This window comes from Vibrio cincinnatiensis (assembly GCF_022113815.1).
GTDB classification, from domain to species: domain Bacteria; phylum Pseudomonadota; class Gammaproteobacteria; order Enterobacterales; family Vibrionaceae; genus Vibrio; species Vibrio cincinnatiensis_A.
This window is the reverse complement of sequence record NZ_SGOM01000001.1, coordinates 199,463-216,487: the sequence shown is the minus strand read 5'-3', so window position 1 is coordinate 216,487 and position 17,025 is coordinate 199,463. Positions and strand designations below refer to the sequence as shown.

18 protein-coding genes and 1 pseudogene are annotated in these 17,025 nt (G+C 40.7%); 4 read left to right on the top strand and 15 right to left on the bottom strand.

Annotated features, from left to right (window positions below; genetic code table 11):
• Positions 1–403: 403 nt before the first annotated feature.
• The 15 genes and pseudogenes from EXA13_RS00970 to EXA13_RS00900 all read right to left on the bottom strand — a co-directional run bounded on the left by EXA13_RS00970 (position 404) and on the right by EXA13_RS00900 (position 14,435).
• Positions 404–1,267 (bottom strand): hypothetical protein, encoded by an 864-nt coding sequence (locus EXA13_RS00970; protein ID WP_238131454.1) that lies wholly within the window; start codon positions 1,265–1,267, stop codon positions 404–406.
• A 5-nt stretch (positions 1,268–1,272) separates the two neighbouring features.
• Positions 1,273–1,725: a hypothetical protein gene (locus tag EXA13_RS00965; protein ID WP_212752364.1), complete on the bottom strand. Its 453-nt coding sequence runs from the start codon at positions 1,723–1,725 to the stop codon at positions 1,273–1,275.
• Positions 1,726–2,388 (bottom strand): hypothetical protein, encoded by a 663-nt coding sequence (locus EXA13_RS00960; RefSeq protein WP_238131453.1) that lies wholly within the window; start codon positions 2,386–2,388, stop codon positions 1,726–1,728.
• 9 nt (positions 2,389–2,397) lie between these two features.
• Positions 2,398–5,379, bottom strand: a complete 2,982-nt coding sequence (locus EXA13_RS00955; RefSeq protein ID WP_170905940.1) for an ATP-binding protein — start codon at positions 5,377–5,379, stop codon at positions 2,398–2,400.
• Positions 5,380–5,389: 10 nt separating this feature from the next.
• Positions 5,390–6,037, bottom strand: a complete 648-nt coding sequence (locus EXA13_RS00950) for a hypothetical protein (RefSeq protein ID WP_238131452.1) — start codon at positions 6,035–6,037, stop codon at positions 5,390–5,392.
• Between the two features lie 10 nt (positions 6,038–6,047).
• Entirely contained in the window at positions 6,048–8,843 is a 2,796-nt protein-coding gene (locus tag EXA13_RS00945) for a molecular chaperone DnaK (protein ID WP_238131451.1), read from the bottom strand.
• Between the two features lie 32 nt (positions 8,844–8,875).
• Positions 8,876–9,835, bottom strand: a complete 960-nt coding sequence (locus EXA13_RS00940; protein WP_238131450.1) for a helix-turn-helix transcriptional regulator — start codon at positions 9,833–9,835, stop codon at positions 8,876–8,878.
• 299 nt (positions 9,836–10,134) lie between these two features.
• Positions 10,135–10,329, bottom strand: a complete 195-nt coding sequence (locus tag EXA13_RS00935; protein ID WP_238131449.1) for a hypothetical protein — start codon at positions 10,327–10,329, stop codon at positions 10,135–10,137.
• Positions 10,330–10,529: 200 nt separating this feature from the next.
• Complete coding sequence (locus EXA13_RS00930) at positions 10,530–11,324, bottom strand: hypothetical protein (RefSeq protein WP_238131448.1); 795 nt, start codon at positions 11,322–11,324, stop codon at positions 10,530–10,532.
• Positions 11,317–11,799 carry a hypothetical protein gene (locus EXA13_RS00925; protein WP_170905946.1) on the bottom strand — a complete coding sequence of 161 codons (483 nt, stop codon included), beginning with the start codon at positions 11,797–11,799 and terminating at the stop codon, positions 11,317–11,319. Before EXA13_RS00925 ends, EXA13_RS00930 begins: the two co-directional genes overlap by 8 nt.
• Positions 11,786–12,466 (bottom strand): GTPase, encoded by a 681-nt coding sequence (locus EXA13_RS00920; RefSeq protein WP_238131447.1) that lies wholly within the window; start codon positions 12,464–12,466, stop codon positions 11,786–11,788. Before EXA13_RS00920 ends, EXA13_RS00925 begins: the two co-directional genes overlap by 14 nt.
• A gap of 269 nt (positions 12,467–12,735) precedes the next feature.
• Positions 12,736–12,927, bottom strand: a complete 192-nt coding sequence (locus EXA13_RS00915; protein ID WP_170905948.1) for a hypothetical protein — start codon at positions 12,925–12,927, stop codon at positions 12,736–12,738.
• A gap of 188 nt (positions 12,928–13,115) precedes the next feature.
• The gene (locus EXA13_RS00910; protein WP_238131446.1) at positions 13,116–13,571 is read right to left on the bottom strand and encodes a hypothetical protein; all 456 of its coding nucleotides are present in this window, start codon (positions 13,569–13,571) and stop codon (positions 13,116–13,118) included.
• 159 nt (positions 13,572–13,730) lie between these two features.
• A pseudogene (locus EXA13_RS00905) lies at positions 13,731–14,036 on the bottom strand (hypothetical protein); the annotation flags it as partial.
• Positions 14,037–14,228: 192 nt separating this feature from the next.
• Positions 14,229–14,435, bottom strand: coding sequence for an AlpA family transcriptional regulator (locus tag EXA13_RS00900; RefSeq protein ID WP_170905360.1), 207 nt, complete (start codon positions 14,433–14,435; stop codon positions 14,229–14,231).
• A gap of 115 nt (positions 14,436–14,550) precedes the next feature.
• Between EXA13_RS00900 and radC the strand changes: the two genes are divergently transcribed.
• From radC to EXA13_RS00880, 4 genes are all read left to right on the top strand, one after another.
• Positions 14,551–15,021 (top strand): RadC family protein, encoded by a 471-nt coding sequence (radC, locus tag EXA13_RS00895; protein ID WP_170905361.1) that lies wholly within the window; start codon positions 14,551–14,553, stop codon positions 15,019–15,021.
• On the top strand, positions 15,018–15,452 hold the full coding sequence (locus EXA13_RS00890; RefSeq protein ID WP_238131445.1) for a DUF2787 family protein: 435 nt from the start codon (positions 15,018–15,020) through the stop codon (positions 15,450–15,452). The genes radC and EXA13_RS00890 overlap by 4 nt, the downstream gene beginning before the upstream one ends.
• Positions 15,453–15,499: 47 nt before the next feature.
• A complete protein-coding gene (locus EXA13_RS00885) occupies positions 15,500–15,934 on the top strand; it encodes a DUF2787 domain-containing protein (RefSeq protein ID WP_238131444.1) in 435 nt (144 codons plus the stop codon).
• Positions 15,935–16,038: 104 nt separating this feature from the next.
• Complete coding sequence (locus EXA13_RS00880) at positions 16,039–17,025, top strand: GTPase family protein (RefSeq protein ID WP_238131443.1); 987 nt, start codon at positions 16,039–16,041, stop codon at positions 17,023–17,025.

Here is a 17,025-nt window from a genome sequence, read left to right as displayed (position 1 = left end):
GGAGTGAGACGTCAGGGTTAATAACTTAATCAATTGATTTTAATATAGATTAATAAAAAGATTATCAATAAGTATTACTATAGGTATTACTTTTGGAAAATCATCAAAATTGACATTAGATCACACCAAATTAAGCAAACAAATCGCTTTCCAAGATTATTCTTTCGTCGTTTCTATGGCTACTTTATCAAAGAAGCAACTTTTTCATCTACCGATCCATGGCGGATAAAATCGCTAAATGGCATTTTATAATTAGAAGCGTAACTATCAAGAACGCAATGACCCCAATTCTTATGAAGTTTACTTCGGTAGGCAGTACACCACACGAGCTGGATAAACCATTTAATGAATTAGCTTATATACCCACCAACTATTAGGGCTCATTTCTCGTTTATTGTCATCCCTAAATCACCACCACAGATGGCTTAATCACCTTTTCTGTTTTGGTGTTCACATAGCCTGTCAATAATACCTTAGTGATTGAACCACTAGAGTTCGAACTGGTATTGTGCTTGATATGTAAGTGCGTATCAAAATTATCTCCCTGCTTAACTGCTTGCAAAGCAAACATTGGATAAGCAAGAATAAAACGGTTAAACAACAACTCAAATAATGCACTAATCTTTTCAATATCAGGATTAATGCCGTTAACCACTTCATTTTTCGCATAATCCCATAAGTTAGAAATATTTTTTTCTTGAATACCGCAAGCAACCAGTCCTTGAACACTGGTATCTTTAAAAATGCCACTTAAAGATGTGCGAGTTTGCTCAGACAGATCCTGATATAGGCTTGATAGCCTTAAATCATCAGCAAAATGCGTTTGATAAAAAGCCAATTTTTTCTCTCGCTCTTGGCTTTCTTGCTGTAACTGCTTAACCGTTGCTTGATGTTCATCGTGTATGTTACCCAACTCAGTGAGTTGAATATCTTTATCTTGTAGTTGTTTTCGTAACTGATTGATCGTTTCTAGAAGATTCGAGTCAGACGCTCGGCTTAACCCCAATAAGTGCTTTATTTTTTCAATGAGTTGATTCAATTGTTGATTCTCACTCTTCAGTTGCTGAACTTGCTCATCATGAGCCTTAAGCTCTGCTTGCATCTCTTCAAAGGACTGATAGATTTGGTTTTTATCTGACTCATTGTCGAGATGATCGTCCATTGATTTATCCTGATATTGCTCAGGTAGCGAATTGATGGTCAACCATAACTGGTTGCGTACTTCTTCGTCTTTCAGTGCTGTGAGTAGTTGTTCTTTAAAATCCATCTTGATTACCTAGCCCGATAATTTCTGGTTTTTTTGCGGTAGAAAGCTTGCAAACTCGAATTCGGTAGCGGCTCATCGACCAAAACCTCTTTATTAGGCACTTCAGCTTTCACCAGCATTCTTGAATCACTGGGCAGCACTTCAACAGTTGGATAACCATGTACTCTAGCCGCCGGAAAACTCAGCTCTTCAATTAGCCATGCCAAAGTTTGCGCATCATGTTCAAATTGCTCGGCTATTTTAATGTGCGGGTCTGGGGCAAACTCTGGATCATCAGCAATTAATATCAAGGCTAATTTTTCATCCTGAGTGTACTCAATTTTTTGCTCAAACTTCTGCCAGAAATCGTTCACATCAAGCTTAAGCTCTCCGGCAAACAAAATTGGTTCGAGTTGGTTATTAATCACGCGATGTGCTTGGACACGAGCATTGTTTAATACAATGATAAAATCTGTCATTTATGGCCTTAACCCCATTACTTTATCTTCTATCTGTTCAATACTTAACTCAGGCTCTAGCCGTTGATAAGCATCAACTAAGGCTCTGCTGTGTTTTTGGCTCTGCTCAATACTTAGTTCATCATTAAGGTACAAGCTATACTCGCTGGTGTTAAGATTTTTTTCTTTATAAGCTTTGATTGTCGCAATAATCTCTTCCGTTTCCAGATGTTGCGTGGCGACCATTGCCATAAATTTAGGACAAACCACAGTATCTAATTTTTCATTAATCCCTTGCAAAGTAATTGCCGAACCTATCGCTGAACGCGCCAGTAGTTCTTTCTCATCTAAGCGACTAAATTTTTCTCTATCAATAGTGACATCATTTCTCAAGTGAGCAATATAAGCATTGATTGAGTCGAAATCTTTCGGTGTTTTCTCGCTCATCATGGCTTTTTCACCCAACTCTTCTAAATTATCGTCTGGCTTAATAATACCTAAGCTGATCCCTACACCTTTAATCGCCTCGCCCACTCTCGCTGCAAGAGTAAGCCCCATTTCAGCTATGGTTGTCGCCACCTTAGTTACAGCACTACCCAATATTGATACCGCAGAGCTAACCACACTACATGCACCTCTGACGACGCTGCTTAACGCCGAGCCTACACTACTCCAAAATCCCATAAACGACTCCTAATATTTAACTTTAAGATCCTTGCGAAAAACGTCATTCAAATTAATACATATTCTCTCTTGATGATGACTATTTAGCTTACAAAGAAAGTCATGTACAGATTTTTCCCGTATGAGCCTATCACTACTGTCACTTTGCTGATAACAAGTTAAGCAAATATACTGGTACATAAATTGCCAACCAAACTTATTGAGATATTCAAGTAAGTCTATTCTATCTTTCGATTTACCTACCGCAACATACCATGACTCAGCGACAGCCCCTTGTAAGAAGTCCGAGACATCGTCTGCTGAAGGTTTACTGCTTAACCACTCTAAACCTTGAATTAAACCCGTTGAATAGGCATCAGCGTAATATTGCAGGGCAATCTGCCGAATCTCAGTCGGATCAACATCTTGCTCGGTGGTGGTACTCAGCAACTCTTCTATCTGTACTTGCAGAGGTTTACTCATACCTGAACTCGATAAGATCACTCGACCCGGCTCAAGATTTGATAAAAAATCTTTCTGCTCATCAGATAGAGCCATGGTATTCCCCACCGCCTCTTTATCATCTTGAGCAAATAATTTATGAATGATTTTGGTACTGGTATTTTTTAAAACTTCGGGGGTCAATTTATTGGGAATTTGATCAATAATAATCAGTGACTCACCGTATTTACGCACTTCAGCCAGCATATCAGCAAAGGTTTCAACCCCTTGCTTCTTATTTGGACTATCACCGACTTCGAATTTTGTCAGCAAACGGTGTGCTTCTTCAATCAAGGTAATATGGCGAAATTTCTCTCCGCGCTGCTGATATTGCTTGTAACTAGCACGAATCGCCTCGTTAAGATTAGCTAATACAAAGCCCATGATTAGCGATTTTTCGCTTGGATTACGAATTTCTTCTAACTCAAGAATTACATTGCGTTGAACCAAGTCCGTAAAATTGATTGAACGTGGTGTATCGAGCATTAATCCTTTTGCGCCTATCAGCAAACCCTGTAAACGCGCTTTGATGGAACCGATGTAATCTTGTTTTAATCGGTCATCAAACCCCTGATCGCTAACCACGACTTCCGTCATGGCAATCAAATCACTTAAAGTAGGGAAAGCATAAATGCCATCAGCAAAGGGATCAGCGTACAACCGATTTTTCGAGGTCGCAATGTTCCAACCTTTCTCTTCGTAACAACGATAGATAGCAGCTTCAATCAATTGAGGGATTGCCGCCTCCATATCAAAAGCGGCCTCAATACTGGCTTTGATCATATCGACGCGAGAAGTAATATTCTCATGGGGGAAGAACTCAAAGGGATTAAGCCTAAAGGGAGCTACGTTATCATTGCCTAGGGTAAAAATAAGGATATCTTTATTTTTTTTCGTCAATACTCGATATTCAGTTTTAGCAGGTTCAATCACCAAAAAAGGTATTTGAGCTGATTCGAGCAAACGGTGACAAGTGGTGGTTTTTCCACTGCCCGTCACCCCGGCGATAAAAATGTGCTTATCCAATTCACGTTTATCCATAAATACTTCTATCGTTTGTGGCAAGCCACTTTTAACGAGGTTGCCTAAGAACAAACGGTTTTGGTCATCGATTTGTGCATTAACATTTAAACCAAACTCAACCTCTTCTTTAAGAGTTAAACCCACCACCTCTTTTTGTGGTAATCCAGCGACAACACTGAGCTCTTTAGTCGATAACCAATTGCAAGCATAACGATTAAATGGACTCTTAGATAACAGCAATGCTAACTGACTTTCACTGCTGGTGATTTTCGTTTGCTCCGCCTCACGAATTTTTAATATCGGCAATTGAAAGTTTCTCACCGAATTAATCTCGTGATTATCCGTTACTTTTCGAATCTGTAGTGGTGACTTATTAGTTTCAGCCCCTGAAAAAATTGATCGTGCGGTATTACCTAATTTCAAAACACTGGCAACGGAATTAGCCAACAAATAAATGTTGGAGAGATACAAGCCCTTATTCTTCCCAAGCTGAACCCTTTTTAATAACACTTCATCAATATAGTTCAGCCACTCTTGGATACTTTTATCAGTAAAATCCCTTGATTCACTGGATGATGTTCCGCTTTGTGTTGAAGTATTGCTGCCGGTATTGATTGCGATAGCTTTTGAAACTGTCGTACCTTTGCTTGTCGCTTCAGAACCACTTCTATATTTATCATGATCAGTTTCTGCGGCACTTTTTGAGGTCTGTTTACTACTCCCGCTGTCTGAAGTTCCACTCGTCACCGAGACTGATTTACCGGTATTTTGCGTAATACTGAGGTTATCATTGGTACCCGTGGAATCAGTAACTGTTTTACCTTCCGCTTCACCAATACTCTTAGACTCGTTTTCTCCGCTTTGAATACTTTTCTTTGCTAATGGCATCAACTTATCATAAATATTATGTAATTCGCTTTCGATCTTATTGATCTCAAGTAATGATAACGGGTCGGCAAGTACCGCTAGGCAAAACTCATCGCCACTCATAATATCCACTAAGCGATCTACGCCCTGAAACTGCTCATTATCTTCATGAACGTTGGGGACACCTTCTAACTTAGAAATATGTGTAAAACTGCCAATAATATCCTTTACTTCATTACGCTGTATTTTTTCTAATTTTTCAACAACACTGCCTCGAAAATTCCCCTCCAACGAGGGTTTCAGGATCATTTCACCAATATCATCCACTTCGAGAGACAGCGAACCTCGATGTCGCTTGTTTTTAGCAATACCAAAATAGAAGTTTACTTGTTTTTTGTTCCCCAAAAGAAGATAGGTAAAAATAACCCCCTCGATAGCTAAGGCATTGAGCACATTTTCAAATGCTTCTTTACGTGGTGAATCTTCATCAAATGTAACTTGCTTAATATGATAAAGTGAAAACTCATGACCTAATATTTCAACTGGTGGCTCAATATTCGATGGAGCGAGCCAACCCGCCGCCGTATTTTTTAGCAGTTCAATTAGTGATTGTTTAGACATTACTGGTTCTCTAACGTAAGTTAATCACGGCGTCTTCAGCCTGTTGACGATCTAGTTCTGGATCGACGAATTGATAAGCACTCACCAAAGCTTCACTGTGCCGTTGCGACTGCTCGATGGTTAATTTATCACTCAAGTACTGCTCGACGTCATCGGCACTTAACCCACTTTTTGCGTAAGATTTGACTATGGCTAAAATAAGTTTTGGCTCTAACCCTAGCTGGCTAACTGTTCTTAAAAAAGGCAGTGATAGCTCTGTACCAATAACTTCACCAACACCTTTTAAGGCAATGGTTGCGCCGACTACATGGCGAATCGTGCTATCAACAGGATCTTGGCTTAACTTTTCACTATCAACCTCAACCTCATTTCTCAGATAATCAATATAATCATTAACCTGCTCAAAATCCTCGGGGGTTTTATTGGCCGCCATCGCCTTAGCGCCTAACTCTTCAGTGCGTTCATTGGGACGAAGCACATTCGTAGTGAGACCGATCGCTTCAATCGTTTGGAGCACCTTGGGCAAATGCTTACCGAGCGTTTCAATCATTATTGGCACATACTTGGTGATCATTGGTCCAAGTGTGGTGGCGAATTTACTGATTGCGACAATAACACTGGTAATGATGCTGGGTACCATTGGTGGAATAAATAACATTTTTTTGCTCCTATAGTTCAATATGTTGAATATCGCTTAAGTAAGTGCCCTCAGCTATGTCATTCGGTTGGGCAATGACATACTCAATATCGCTAGGGGAGACAACTCGCAAATAGACTGATGCATTCTCATCGGTCAATTCCAATTTAACCGTCTTTTTCTTGATGCTCGGATCGTTAATCACCACTTGACCTGTACTACAACTTGGCTGTTCGGTATAGAAAATCTCAAACTTTTGGTAATCGGCATAGGTGAATTCAACCCATTGATTAAATGTAATTTCACGGTCAATCAACGGTTTAAATTTCCCTTTACGCGCTTCACCTAAATAATATTTGAAACGAATATCTTGCTCACCAAGATTGTGATCCATAACCTTAATTCGCCCCCCTTCACGGGAAGTGATTAGTCCAAATGCCACACCGGTTTTACCCGTAGGTTTTTCAACGTTATTTTTATCGGCGCCCAAAGGAGGAAATAATTCAAAACGGCTTAGACCATCGCCAAGCTCCATCTCTTGATGCTGGAGCGCAATATGCTTTTCAAATAGCTGGTTTACAAAGCGAGATTGACTGGAGTTACCCGCCAAGAAAATTTTCACACTATCGATATCCGACAGCATTTGTTGACTATTACTGAACGCTAATCGTAAAGCCTCAAAAAAGTTGACTACCCCACGTTCAATGCGATCCGATAAAATTTGCTCCAACTGCTGCACATCAATATCGAGCGCAAAAGCAGAATGCTGCACTCCATCTTTATCGGTTAAGGTGACAGAAAGCTCACCTGAAGCATCAAACTCAAAATCAGCATGTTCTTCCCAAAAAGGTCGTAAGGCGATACAAAGCTGTTTGGTATTAGTTCTGGCTTCTTGTGAACTACTGATCAACTGCTCGCTACCGGCAAAGACGTCTTTTTCAGGGTGCTTGTCAAATTGAATACCGTTTTCCAGCAAGCGAGTTTTATTAGCTTTAAATACCTCAAAAGCCAGCAGCTCCAGTAGGTTCTCTCCACCCAAAAACTTATCACCACCAGCACCAAAGTGCTCTATCACATAATCAAAGCGGCGTTCGTCTCTCGCATTAGTAGGTTCATGATAGATACCAAAATCGAAATCTGTCGTCCCACCGCCAAAATCAAACACACTGTAGAAAATACGCTCTTCACTCTCAGGTTCGATGTCATATTCTTGCAAGGCAGTGAGCGCATAAGCAGCCGGTTCGCTAGCTCCTTTGCTCACCGACAATTGATTAATGGTCTCTTGACCAAGTTCTCCCGGCAATGATTTAGCAAGCCCCTTTCTAAAGCTCTCGATAATCTTATCTCTCACCGCCATTTCATAGGTCACCGGGAACGACATGATGTAGTCGATAAAAATACCGTTGTTAAGGTTATTGATGTACAATCCCAAGTAATAGGCATAAATCTCAATTGGGTTAAAATCTTGATCGGTTAACTCTAAAAACGGCGGCAAATCGATCACTTTACCGTGTTGGCCAACGATTTTAAGTTTACGGTTTTTATCCCCCGCCCACTGCTTGATCGCATCGAGAAAGGTATTAAATTTACTCGATTCACTGCCTTGCATGGAGTTTTGTGCGGTATGTGAAATAGTTAGATCTCGCCAACGAGTGTCCGGTTTATATGCTTGGGCGCAATATGCCTGAATAAAAGGTTCGAGATGGATAAACTCCATAATGGTTGGATTTTCGTAATGATGAGCAGCAATCTCTTTACTTAAATCACCAGTGCCGATACGCATGGGGTGAATGGTCACATTGTCTTTTTGATACACCACCACAGTACTTTTAGTGCCAAAATCAATGGCCACTACACCATCATGGATACTACTTTTCGGGTCACGCGCCACCATCTGACTAGGTAGATCAATCGAGATATAATCCTCGGTATTCAGTTCATCTTGCCATAATGACCAATGGCCTAATTCGGTATCTTGGAGCATTTTCGAATGGTACGGCTGGATATCGGCGCGTTGGGTATCTGCTTGCAATAGTGTATTGATAATTTTGTTATCTATATACTGAGCAATCAGTTGATCAGCAGCTGATTGCTCAGTGGTAAACAGATCAGGTTTATCGTAATGAAATAATTTGAGGAGGGTGTGATAAAGATGATCACTCTCTAATTCAGTGAGTGTAAAACCATTTTCGAGCAATTCAATAAATAGAGATCGACATGATAAATTTTCTGTGCGTAAGTATAAAAATGGTATGGCGAAACCTTCATCATAATATTTATCACTAAGTTTTATATCTATATGAAAACCTCTGGCCTCACCACCAGCATCATAAAGACCACACTGGAAGTTTTCTAGCACACATATTCCTGTATACTTTATATTCCGTCTGCTACAATCATGGGTAGCAAACGGCGCCTTTTCTAAAAAACAAAGCCAATAGGCTGAATCATGATCAGGAATGCACCAATCATTAATAGGAATAGGGTCTGAAATCGCTTGATTAATTGCTGCTTCAATTTCATCAATATCGTCCCCTGCTTTATATTTACCAAACGGCTTCATTAACCAAAAACCCTCAGCTTCTTTATCAAAGTAAATCTCATTCTCTAAGCACACCCATCGCTCTGCGGCTAATATTTGCTCTAGCGACTGGTAGCACTCATTAAGTAGTTGAGTAATTGGGTTAGTCGTTTGACTCTGCTGGAGAAACAGCTCTACCGCTTGTTCAATGAGATTTTTCGCATTTTTTACCGGGTCGCTTTCAAAGCCAAGTTGGGCAGCGAATTCAGGTGGGACTTTCCATTGTGATACTAATTTCGTTTTCATGCTGTTCTCTATATATGTTCTGCTAATCGGTTTCATTGACTACTCATTATCTCTACCCCCCACACTTGGTCACCAAAGCTGTTTAGCCAGCGTTCCAATTGTTTGGATTGAATCACCGTGGCGCAGATGTGGAAATGGTTGTCATATTCTTCGACGGTTTGATCGACGGCTAACGGTGTTTCCAACAGGTGAAAACCGGCGGATTTAGCGATATTAAACTGCACTTGGCAATACTCTCCTTCGCCAAAGCCAAAACGCCCATCACCATCGTATTGGCTGAGGCGAAACTCTTTCGGCCGTACAAAACTAAAGGTTGACACTACGGCTTTACTGATGCGATGCAATGCTAAGCTACGCTCATTGTCATAACCATCAAAACGGCAAACTAGATATAACCGATGCCCTTGCTGAGCCAGACCTAATGGCAACACTGTGGCGGATTTCTGCTCTTGTTTAGCATTGTTATAACTAATGTTAAGCAAGCGATCATGAAATAGAGCTTCACTGACCGCATGAAATACCTCGCTGTCAATGGTCGGTGGTAGTAAGGGCTGCGTTTCACTCACTACACGAACTTTTTTTAACCACTCGCGCTCTTTGTTGTTGGTTGCTGTGGGCGCTAAGGTATATTTTGCTTCACGGAAAAAACTCTCCAGCGAAACGGCTAGATTGACTGGTAATAGTTTGGCTAAATAATCTTCCGCTAGGCAGAGCAACAACGCTTCGGAAGGCGACAATTTGGGTAAGCTGAAGCCATGGCTATGTTTGCTCCATCGGTAGCCGTAAGGCTTGGTACGTTCATCTCTTTCAATATCAAAATGCTGAGATAGAATATCTAACGTGCGCTGTATGCTACGTAAATCACGCTGAATCTCGATCGCCAGCAACTGCTGATGAATTTCACTAGCGGTAATTTGACCAATTTTGGGAATGCGTTTTAAAACTTCAAACGCAATATGTAACGATTCTTGGGTCGATACTCGTTTCGCCATACTCATGCCATTTTACTGAGGTTACGGGTTTAGTTAATGATTTTGTAATTTTCACTCACTTTGAATGAGCAGCACTTGAGGCAGCGATGTGATTTACAAAACTCACGTTGACACTGCAAGCAGAGAAAAAACCGAGCTCGGTAGATCATCATGGCGACCTTATATTACCTCTGTTGCACCAATACAGGTTATACCCAATATGCAAGGCTAAGTTAAGCAACAGAGCGGATAATTATCGTTAAATTGAGAATAACGTGAGGCAAGACAAATTGTGTCGCAGCTAACTAAAACGACTCACGTTAAAATTTTCTAAACAGCCCTGCTATTGCTTTTTCTACCGTTGACGCTGCTTCTCTCTTTAACGTGTGGCCGCCACATTGAGGACATTCATTAGACAAATCTTTTGGTGACAATACATCACTTTTTGGCGCTCGCACTGAACTCCAGTTACACTGTGGGCAAACCAGTTTATAAGGTTGGGGGGGAAATGGCATTGTATACTCCTTTGCTACGACAAAAGCTGAGGTTATTTGTAATAAATGAGTTAAGGAAGTGAGCAATACCTAATCCCGATCACCAATTTTAAATTTGCTATTATCCCACCCAATCATCAGCAAGCCATCATAGTTCGTAGCGCAGAAAGTCGGCTACCTCTCGACCCGTCGATAACATACAGCATGACAATAGCGAACAATCAGAAATCAACAGATACCGTCACTTTTATTGCTTCCTTTGATTTTTCCAGTGACTTTTCAATAGCAGAAACATCGAAACGAGCTTTATAAAATTGAGCCACAACTCCAAGCTTGGCTGTCATTGATGAATCAAACATTTTCTTCACATCTTTGGTCATATCCAAAGTAAAATGTTGCTGTATGAGCTGATTAGAAGGAAATGAGCGCATATCACGGATACTTCTAAATAAGTCGTCACGTATCAAACCATTCTTAGTAAGAATCTCATCAGCAGCGGTTAAATCAGGTAAACTACCGGTAGCTTTTGCCTTCATCTCTATCATTTTCTTTTTCAAATTTTCAGTTGAACTACGAGCACTGTAATTCCCTCCTATAACACCACTACCGACAAGCATCTTAAGCTCTGCAGAAGCAGAATATTCGGCGGATGAATCCGAATCAATCAAAATGGATTCAACACTATTAACGGACACCTGCTTAGCCCCCAGAGCCATACATAGTAACTGCCAAAGCATAAATTTTTTAAGCGTTACATCTTCATCAAAGCAATCTATTGGTGAAAACTGGTTAGAATACTGAGTTTTCACTAATACATTTCCAGGCCGTATATGTTCAACATCCATAAGTAGATGAAGTTTATTAATAGCGTTTTCATCTATTATTGACAGATTAATAATCTGCGTATCAAGTGACGGTTGCTGAAAATATTCATACTTTGCAATAGAAGCTTCTTTTAGCTCACAAAGAAACTCATTGTCAACAAAGAAAACTTTCTGCGTGATAGGTTTAATCATTATTTTTCACTCTGTTAAAGAACACATGCAAAAGAATTAGAAAAAATGGGAGACATAGAATATTACTCATCACCTTAACATTTTCATCAAACTTTGGAGGAGTTACCCTTCCCATTTTTCGTACCCCCTCATGAATCAATTCAGCATACAGATTACGTTCAGAATTATACACATTAAACAAAACCTGAATTGGTGCCCAACGACCAGAGTCATCAAGAGTTAAAGGTATAATGGTTAACAAGCAATCACCATTCAGCAATATACGAAACGAAACTCTTGGGTCTGATACCAACCAGCTACGCCCCTTTTCCGCAATTTTATCGATACGCTGAAGCATCATTGCCCGACAGGGATCAGAATCATCAATATTATTAATAACATCAATATGATATGCATGCTTACAAATGCTATCACCAGAGTTGTCCAGCGTTTGAGCGTAGAAAAAAACGCCCCCTAAATGGTTATTTGCAATCATTAATAATATCCTCAATCAACTTACAAGAACTTTTATTATCGTGAAGATTAACTGTGTATATTACACCCTGACAATCAGACAATTCTTCGTAGATACGCCTCATAGCATCATCATTTACTACTACATTATTAACATCCGCAGGAGAAATATCTTTCCAACGGGACTCATCCAGATGTGTCCCAATAATTTTTACTCTTTTATCTTTCCCTTCTGACTTAATCTTATCCACCGTCTTTTTAATATCTAATTTGACTTTCGATGAATAATTTTCATCTGTTTTACTCAACTTATTTAGGTCAACGATATAGAAAATATTAGACTTACTTTCCACCTCTTTAAGCCAATCATTTAAGCGATCACGACTGCCAGGTAAGTCAACTAATTCTTTAATTATATAATTTTTCTCATCCCCACCCTTGAGGATAATATTTGTGTGAAGCACCTTGGATGTGGTTTGCTTCTTATTGTCCGGAGTAATATCTTCATCTTTTAGCCTTGAGATGAATGTTGTTTTTCCTGAATCCGGCTGCCCCCATACTGCAAAATCACCAAGATTATGATTATTATTCTCATCTGAGTCATCGTCAGACCAATACTTGTAAGCAGCTGTTGCTGCTGCTGCTGCTGCTGCTGCTGCTGCTGCTGCTGCAATTATGAAAGGAATCATCAATACCTCCAAATACACATTTCTCTCATTAAATCAAATATTCAACTTAATTTTTTAACACCTTATCTTGACTAATGCCGCTAAGAGAATGTGATCTGCCTCAGCAATACTGGACACTTCATTAAGCGACATTTCGATTTGCAAAGTTAATCGGACTTAGATACCCAAGAGCACTACGCCTCCTTATCAAATGATTAATCTAACCTCTATATATTCTTTATCACAATATGATCGGTTTTAGGATCTATAAACTCCGGTGTAACCACTGGTTAAGCCGCTTCATACCTAGCAATGATTGTTTCAAGCGGTAGATCTTTTTCACGGATCATCGCCACAACAGCTACAATATCCTCATTTTGATTAATTGCCATAGCTTGCTGAATATCCTCCATCAGACTTAAAGCCTGCGTTTTACTCAGTTTACGCAATAGATTGATGCGGTTAGCTTGCGGTAGACTCATTAGCAGTTGGGTGCTATCCGAAACTTTACTTGGTGACTCACAGCTTTGCGGTAATGCCTCAGATACAACCGATAGCGCAGACAACTGGCATTGATTAGGCTCTATTTCGGTGGCAGAAGCGGTATATTCTCTAGACTGCTTCTTACGTTTATATGCCTCTGTCAGAGAAACAACTGGTTTACCAGCCTTTATAGAGTATAATCTTCAACCAATCCATCATTTATAGCATCCACATCAATTGGCTTACAGCCAAGTAGATCGACATAATAAGCCAGACTGGGTAACATAAAATTAAGGTGCTTGATAATCGCCTTTTCAATGGCTTTCATCTCTTTGGGTTTTATGTATCCACCCTGCTTACGAGCTTGCAGCGCTAACTTAATCGAATGTTTCACTGTATCCAGCCAGTATACCGCTAGACCATCGACGGTGTTTGTCGCTAATACCTGAGATTCCTCATGGGATTTTATTACCTTCACTTGGGTTCTCAGTGATTTAACGCAAGTTTTAATCAATTTGTTGGAATATATAGTCGTTATTACCGATTGAGGAGGCTCCGCTATCGCCAACACAGTTTGAGGTTCGGTTTGAGCCGCCCGACACTCACGTTTAACTTCTGCCATAAAGTTATTGATAGACTTCATATCCGATGGCGTTGAACCGGTATAAAGCGGTTTGGAGACACCGTCTATAAGTACTTTAAGATGGTTGTTTTGAGTACGTTCATAAGAGAATGGCGTATGTACACCGAGAAACTCAGATAAAAACCGGATAACCCGTTTTTGATACTGACTGTAACTGACTTATTTACACATACCTGACTCTCCATCAAAATGTTTTTGAGAGGCATAGTAATGAAATGTCGATTTTTTTGCCGCTTTCGCCAGTTGCTCAGCCTCGGCACGCGCCTTGGCAATGAGCTCTAGTAGCTTATCGGCAGGCTCGTCGCTTGGGTCTTGCGCCACCAGCTCACCACGGAAGGCTTTGGCAAGAATGCTTTGCGTCAGGTTATCCACCCATACTTGGGCTTTTTTTACTTGCGCTTCAATGGTGTCGGCAAAAGCGAAATATTGGTCTACAAGTCGAACGATTTCGGTTTGTTCTTCGATAGGAGCTTTGGGTACATCAATATCTAGTAAAGCCTTCTGCCCAATATTACGCATAGACATTTGATTTCCTGTAGATCTCGACTCGATTTCGTTACGGCCATCAATAGAACAAAGAAACATACAAACCCATGGTTTACATGCTACTGGTGAACGCTTACCTATGAATTAACCATCAACCCTCCAGTAAAATAATTACCGACCTAGTAAACACTCTTCCATCCACTCATCGACCTCACTCTCTACCCAAGCCACCGCCCTATCACCCAAACTCACGGATTTCGGAAACTCTCCCTCACTCATTTTGCGGTAAATCGCTGAACGGCTTAATGCTGTTTTTTCCATCACTTCTTTTAGTTTTAAAAATCTCATGGGACGTTCTCCTATGTCTGTGGTCCTCATGGGATAAAGCGATGTTGTAAAAAATAAGATGGCGCCTAAGCCAACTCATATTCAAAAAATAATCAGATATATGTCATCTCAGTGAACCCCTAAGTGATGTACCAAGGAGACTGAAATGACAACATCGAAAAAATACCAACAACAACAGCATTACCAAGAAAATGAAGTACTAGAGCAAGCCGCTCAAATTCTGGCTAATCGTTATTTACGAACCGGCGCCTTTTGTCATCCTGAAGCCACCAAAGAGTTTCTACGCTTTAAATTAGGTGGGTTAGAGCGGGAAGTATTTTCCGTGATGTTATTGGATAATCAACATCGTTTGATTGAGTTTAATGAGTTATTTCAAGGAACGATTGATGCCGCCAGCGTCTACCCTCGTGAAGTGGTGAAAGCCGCCTTAGCCTGTAATGCCGCTGCCGTGATATTCGCTCATAATCATCCATCCGGTCAGCCTGAGCCTTCAGAGGCCGACAAGCGCATTACACAACGTTTAAAAGACGCCTTAGCGTTAGTCGATATTCGGGTATTGGATCATATTGTGGTCGGTGAAGGTTGTGTCTCTTTTGCTGAAAGGGGACTTTTATGACCGTTCAACACACCATCACTACGAGTGTCGAAGCAACATTAGCCGCGCCACTGACTCAAGTGCTACGCCGCTTTACTATCCCCGAGCATGCCAAGCGGATCATAATGAACTGTCGCCAAACAAGCTATTACCGAATCCGACAAGGATTAACACCCATGGAGCTACAACTTGTCCGTCACAGTGCGATGGATGTGTGGCACATCGTCATGATGGCAAGCTTTACCTATCCCCATCAGCAAAGCTCTTCACTAGAACTCGATCTCTATTTTCATTTGCCCAATGGCTGGTGCTACCAAGCCGATGTTGGCTCAGCCAGTCTGGCTCATGATGAAGTACAAACCTTATTGTCTGTCTGGACAACAAGTTTCGCTAGGCATCTTGCTCGACGTGCTTTTGATGAGATCACGGTAAGTGTCATCACCACTCAATAACACCACTGATTACTTAATGGCTCCACCGAATATCACAAGGAGGATTTATGTCTCAACTCACCTTTACAGCGTCTACGTTGCCCATCTCGCACAAGCTGCATGACTTATTGAATGAGCAGCTCAGTGCCTCATCGCTGAGTTCATCCGCTTTAGAAGCTCAATGCTTGCTGGTGTTTCACTTTCGAGATAAAGCCTACAGCGCAGAGAATGGCGGCTTTCATCCGGTTGAAATAGCGCTCAGCAAAATGGCGGATGCATGGCATATCGATTATCTGACCGAGTTTGCTTACTTTGGTCATCCCTACCCTGAGCTTGAACGCTGCTTAGATTTTGACTTTCAACGTGGAGAGTTCTTCGCAGCTTATCAAGGATGGCACCCAATCAAGGGCAGTCATGAAGCAAAAGCACTCTATCAACTGTGGGAACAAAACTTTCTCTCTTATGTAGCGATGGGAGTATTTGATGAAATCACTTTGAGTTAGCGACTCATTAGATCAATTACCCATCGCAAGTGGTTACTCCATTCCATATTCAGCAGAGACCAGGTAGTTTCTACTAAATCACGAGCACATAAAGGATTACAGTTATGAAAAGCAATGAGTTAATTTCATCACTAGAAAAGAATATTAGTAGTACAACGTTAGATACAACAACAAAACAGTTATTATTTAATAATTTAGCCCTACTCCATAAAACAACGCTCAATATCCTGATCACTGGCGCGACTGGCGCAGGCAAAAGCTCAACCATTAACGCACTATTTAACATACCGATAGCTGAAGTAGGAATTAATAGTGAGCCTCATACTGAGTGTGTTCAGCATTACCAATTAAATAACCTTGTACTGTGGGATACCCCTGGGTTAGGTGATGGTATAGAAGAAGATACAAGACACATAAAGGCGATCAAACACTTGCTCAACAAGAAGGACGCTCATGACCAGCTAGTAATTGATTTAGTACTAGTAATACTTGATGGCGGGTCTCGTGATCTAGGTACGCCATTAACTCTCATTAATGACATCATTATCCCACATTTAGGAGATGAAGCAGAAAAACGACTGATTGTTGGTATTAACCAAGCAGATGTAGCGTTGAAAGGCCCAAAGGCATGGAACTATATTGATAATGAGCCAACCGATGAAGCGTTAGTTTTTCTTGAAAAACAGCAAACATCGGTAGCTAAACGAATACATAAAGCCACGCAGATAACCATTGCGCCTATCTACTTTGTTGCTGGCTACAGTGATGGTGTGAATCGACAGAGACCGTATAACTTATCAAAATTGTTGTATATCATTGTCGAGCTGTTACCTCAAAATAAAAGAGTAATTCTGGCGAACCGAACCATTTCCAATGACGTGAATAATTGGAAAGATAACGACGCCAGCGATTACAACAAAAAAACCAGCTTAAGTCTTTGGGAAGCCATTGTAGAAACAACACTACAAGGCGCATCTATCGGCTCCGATATAGGGGCTATATTCGGAAAACCAGGAAAGGCTATAGGTAAAGTTATTGGTTCTGTTTCTGGCTTATTCTTTGGTGGGATAAGATATATCTTCGGTTTTTAA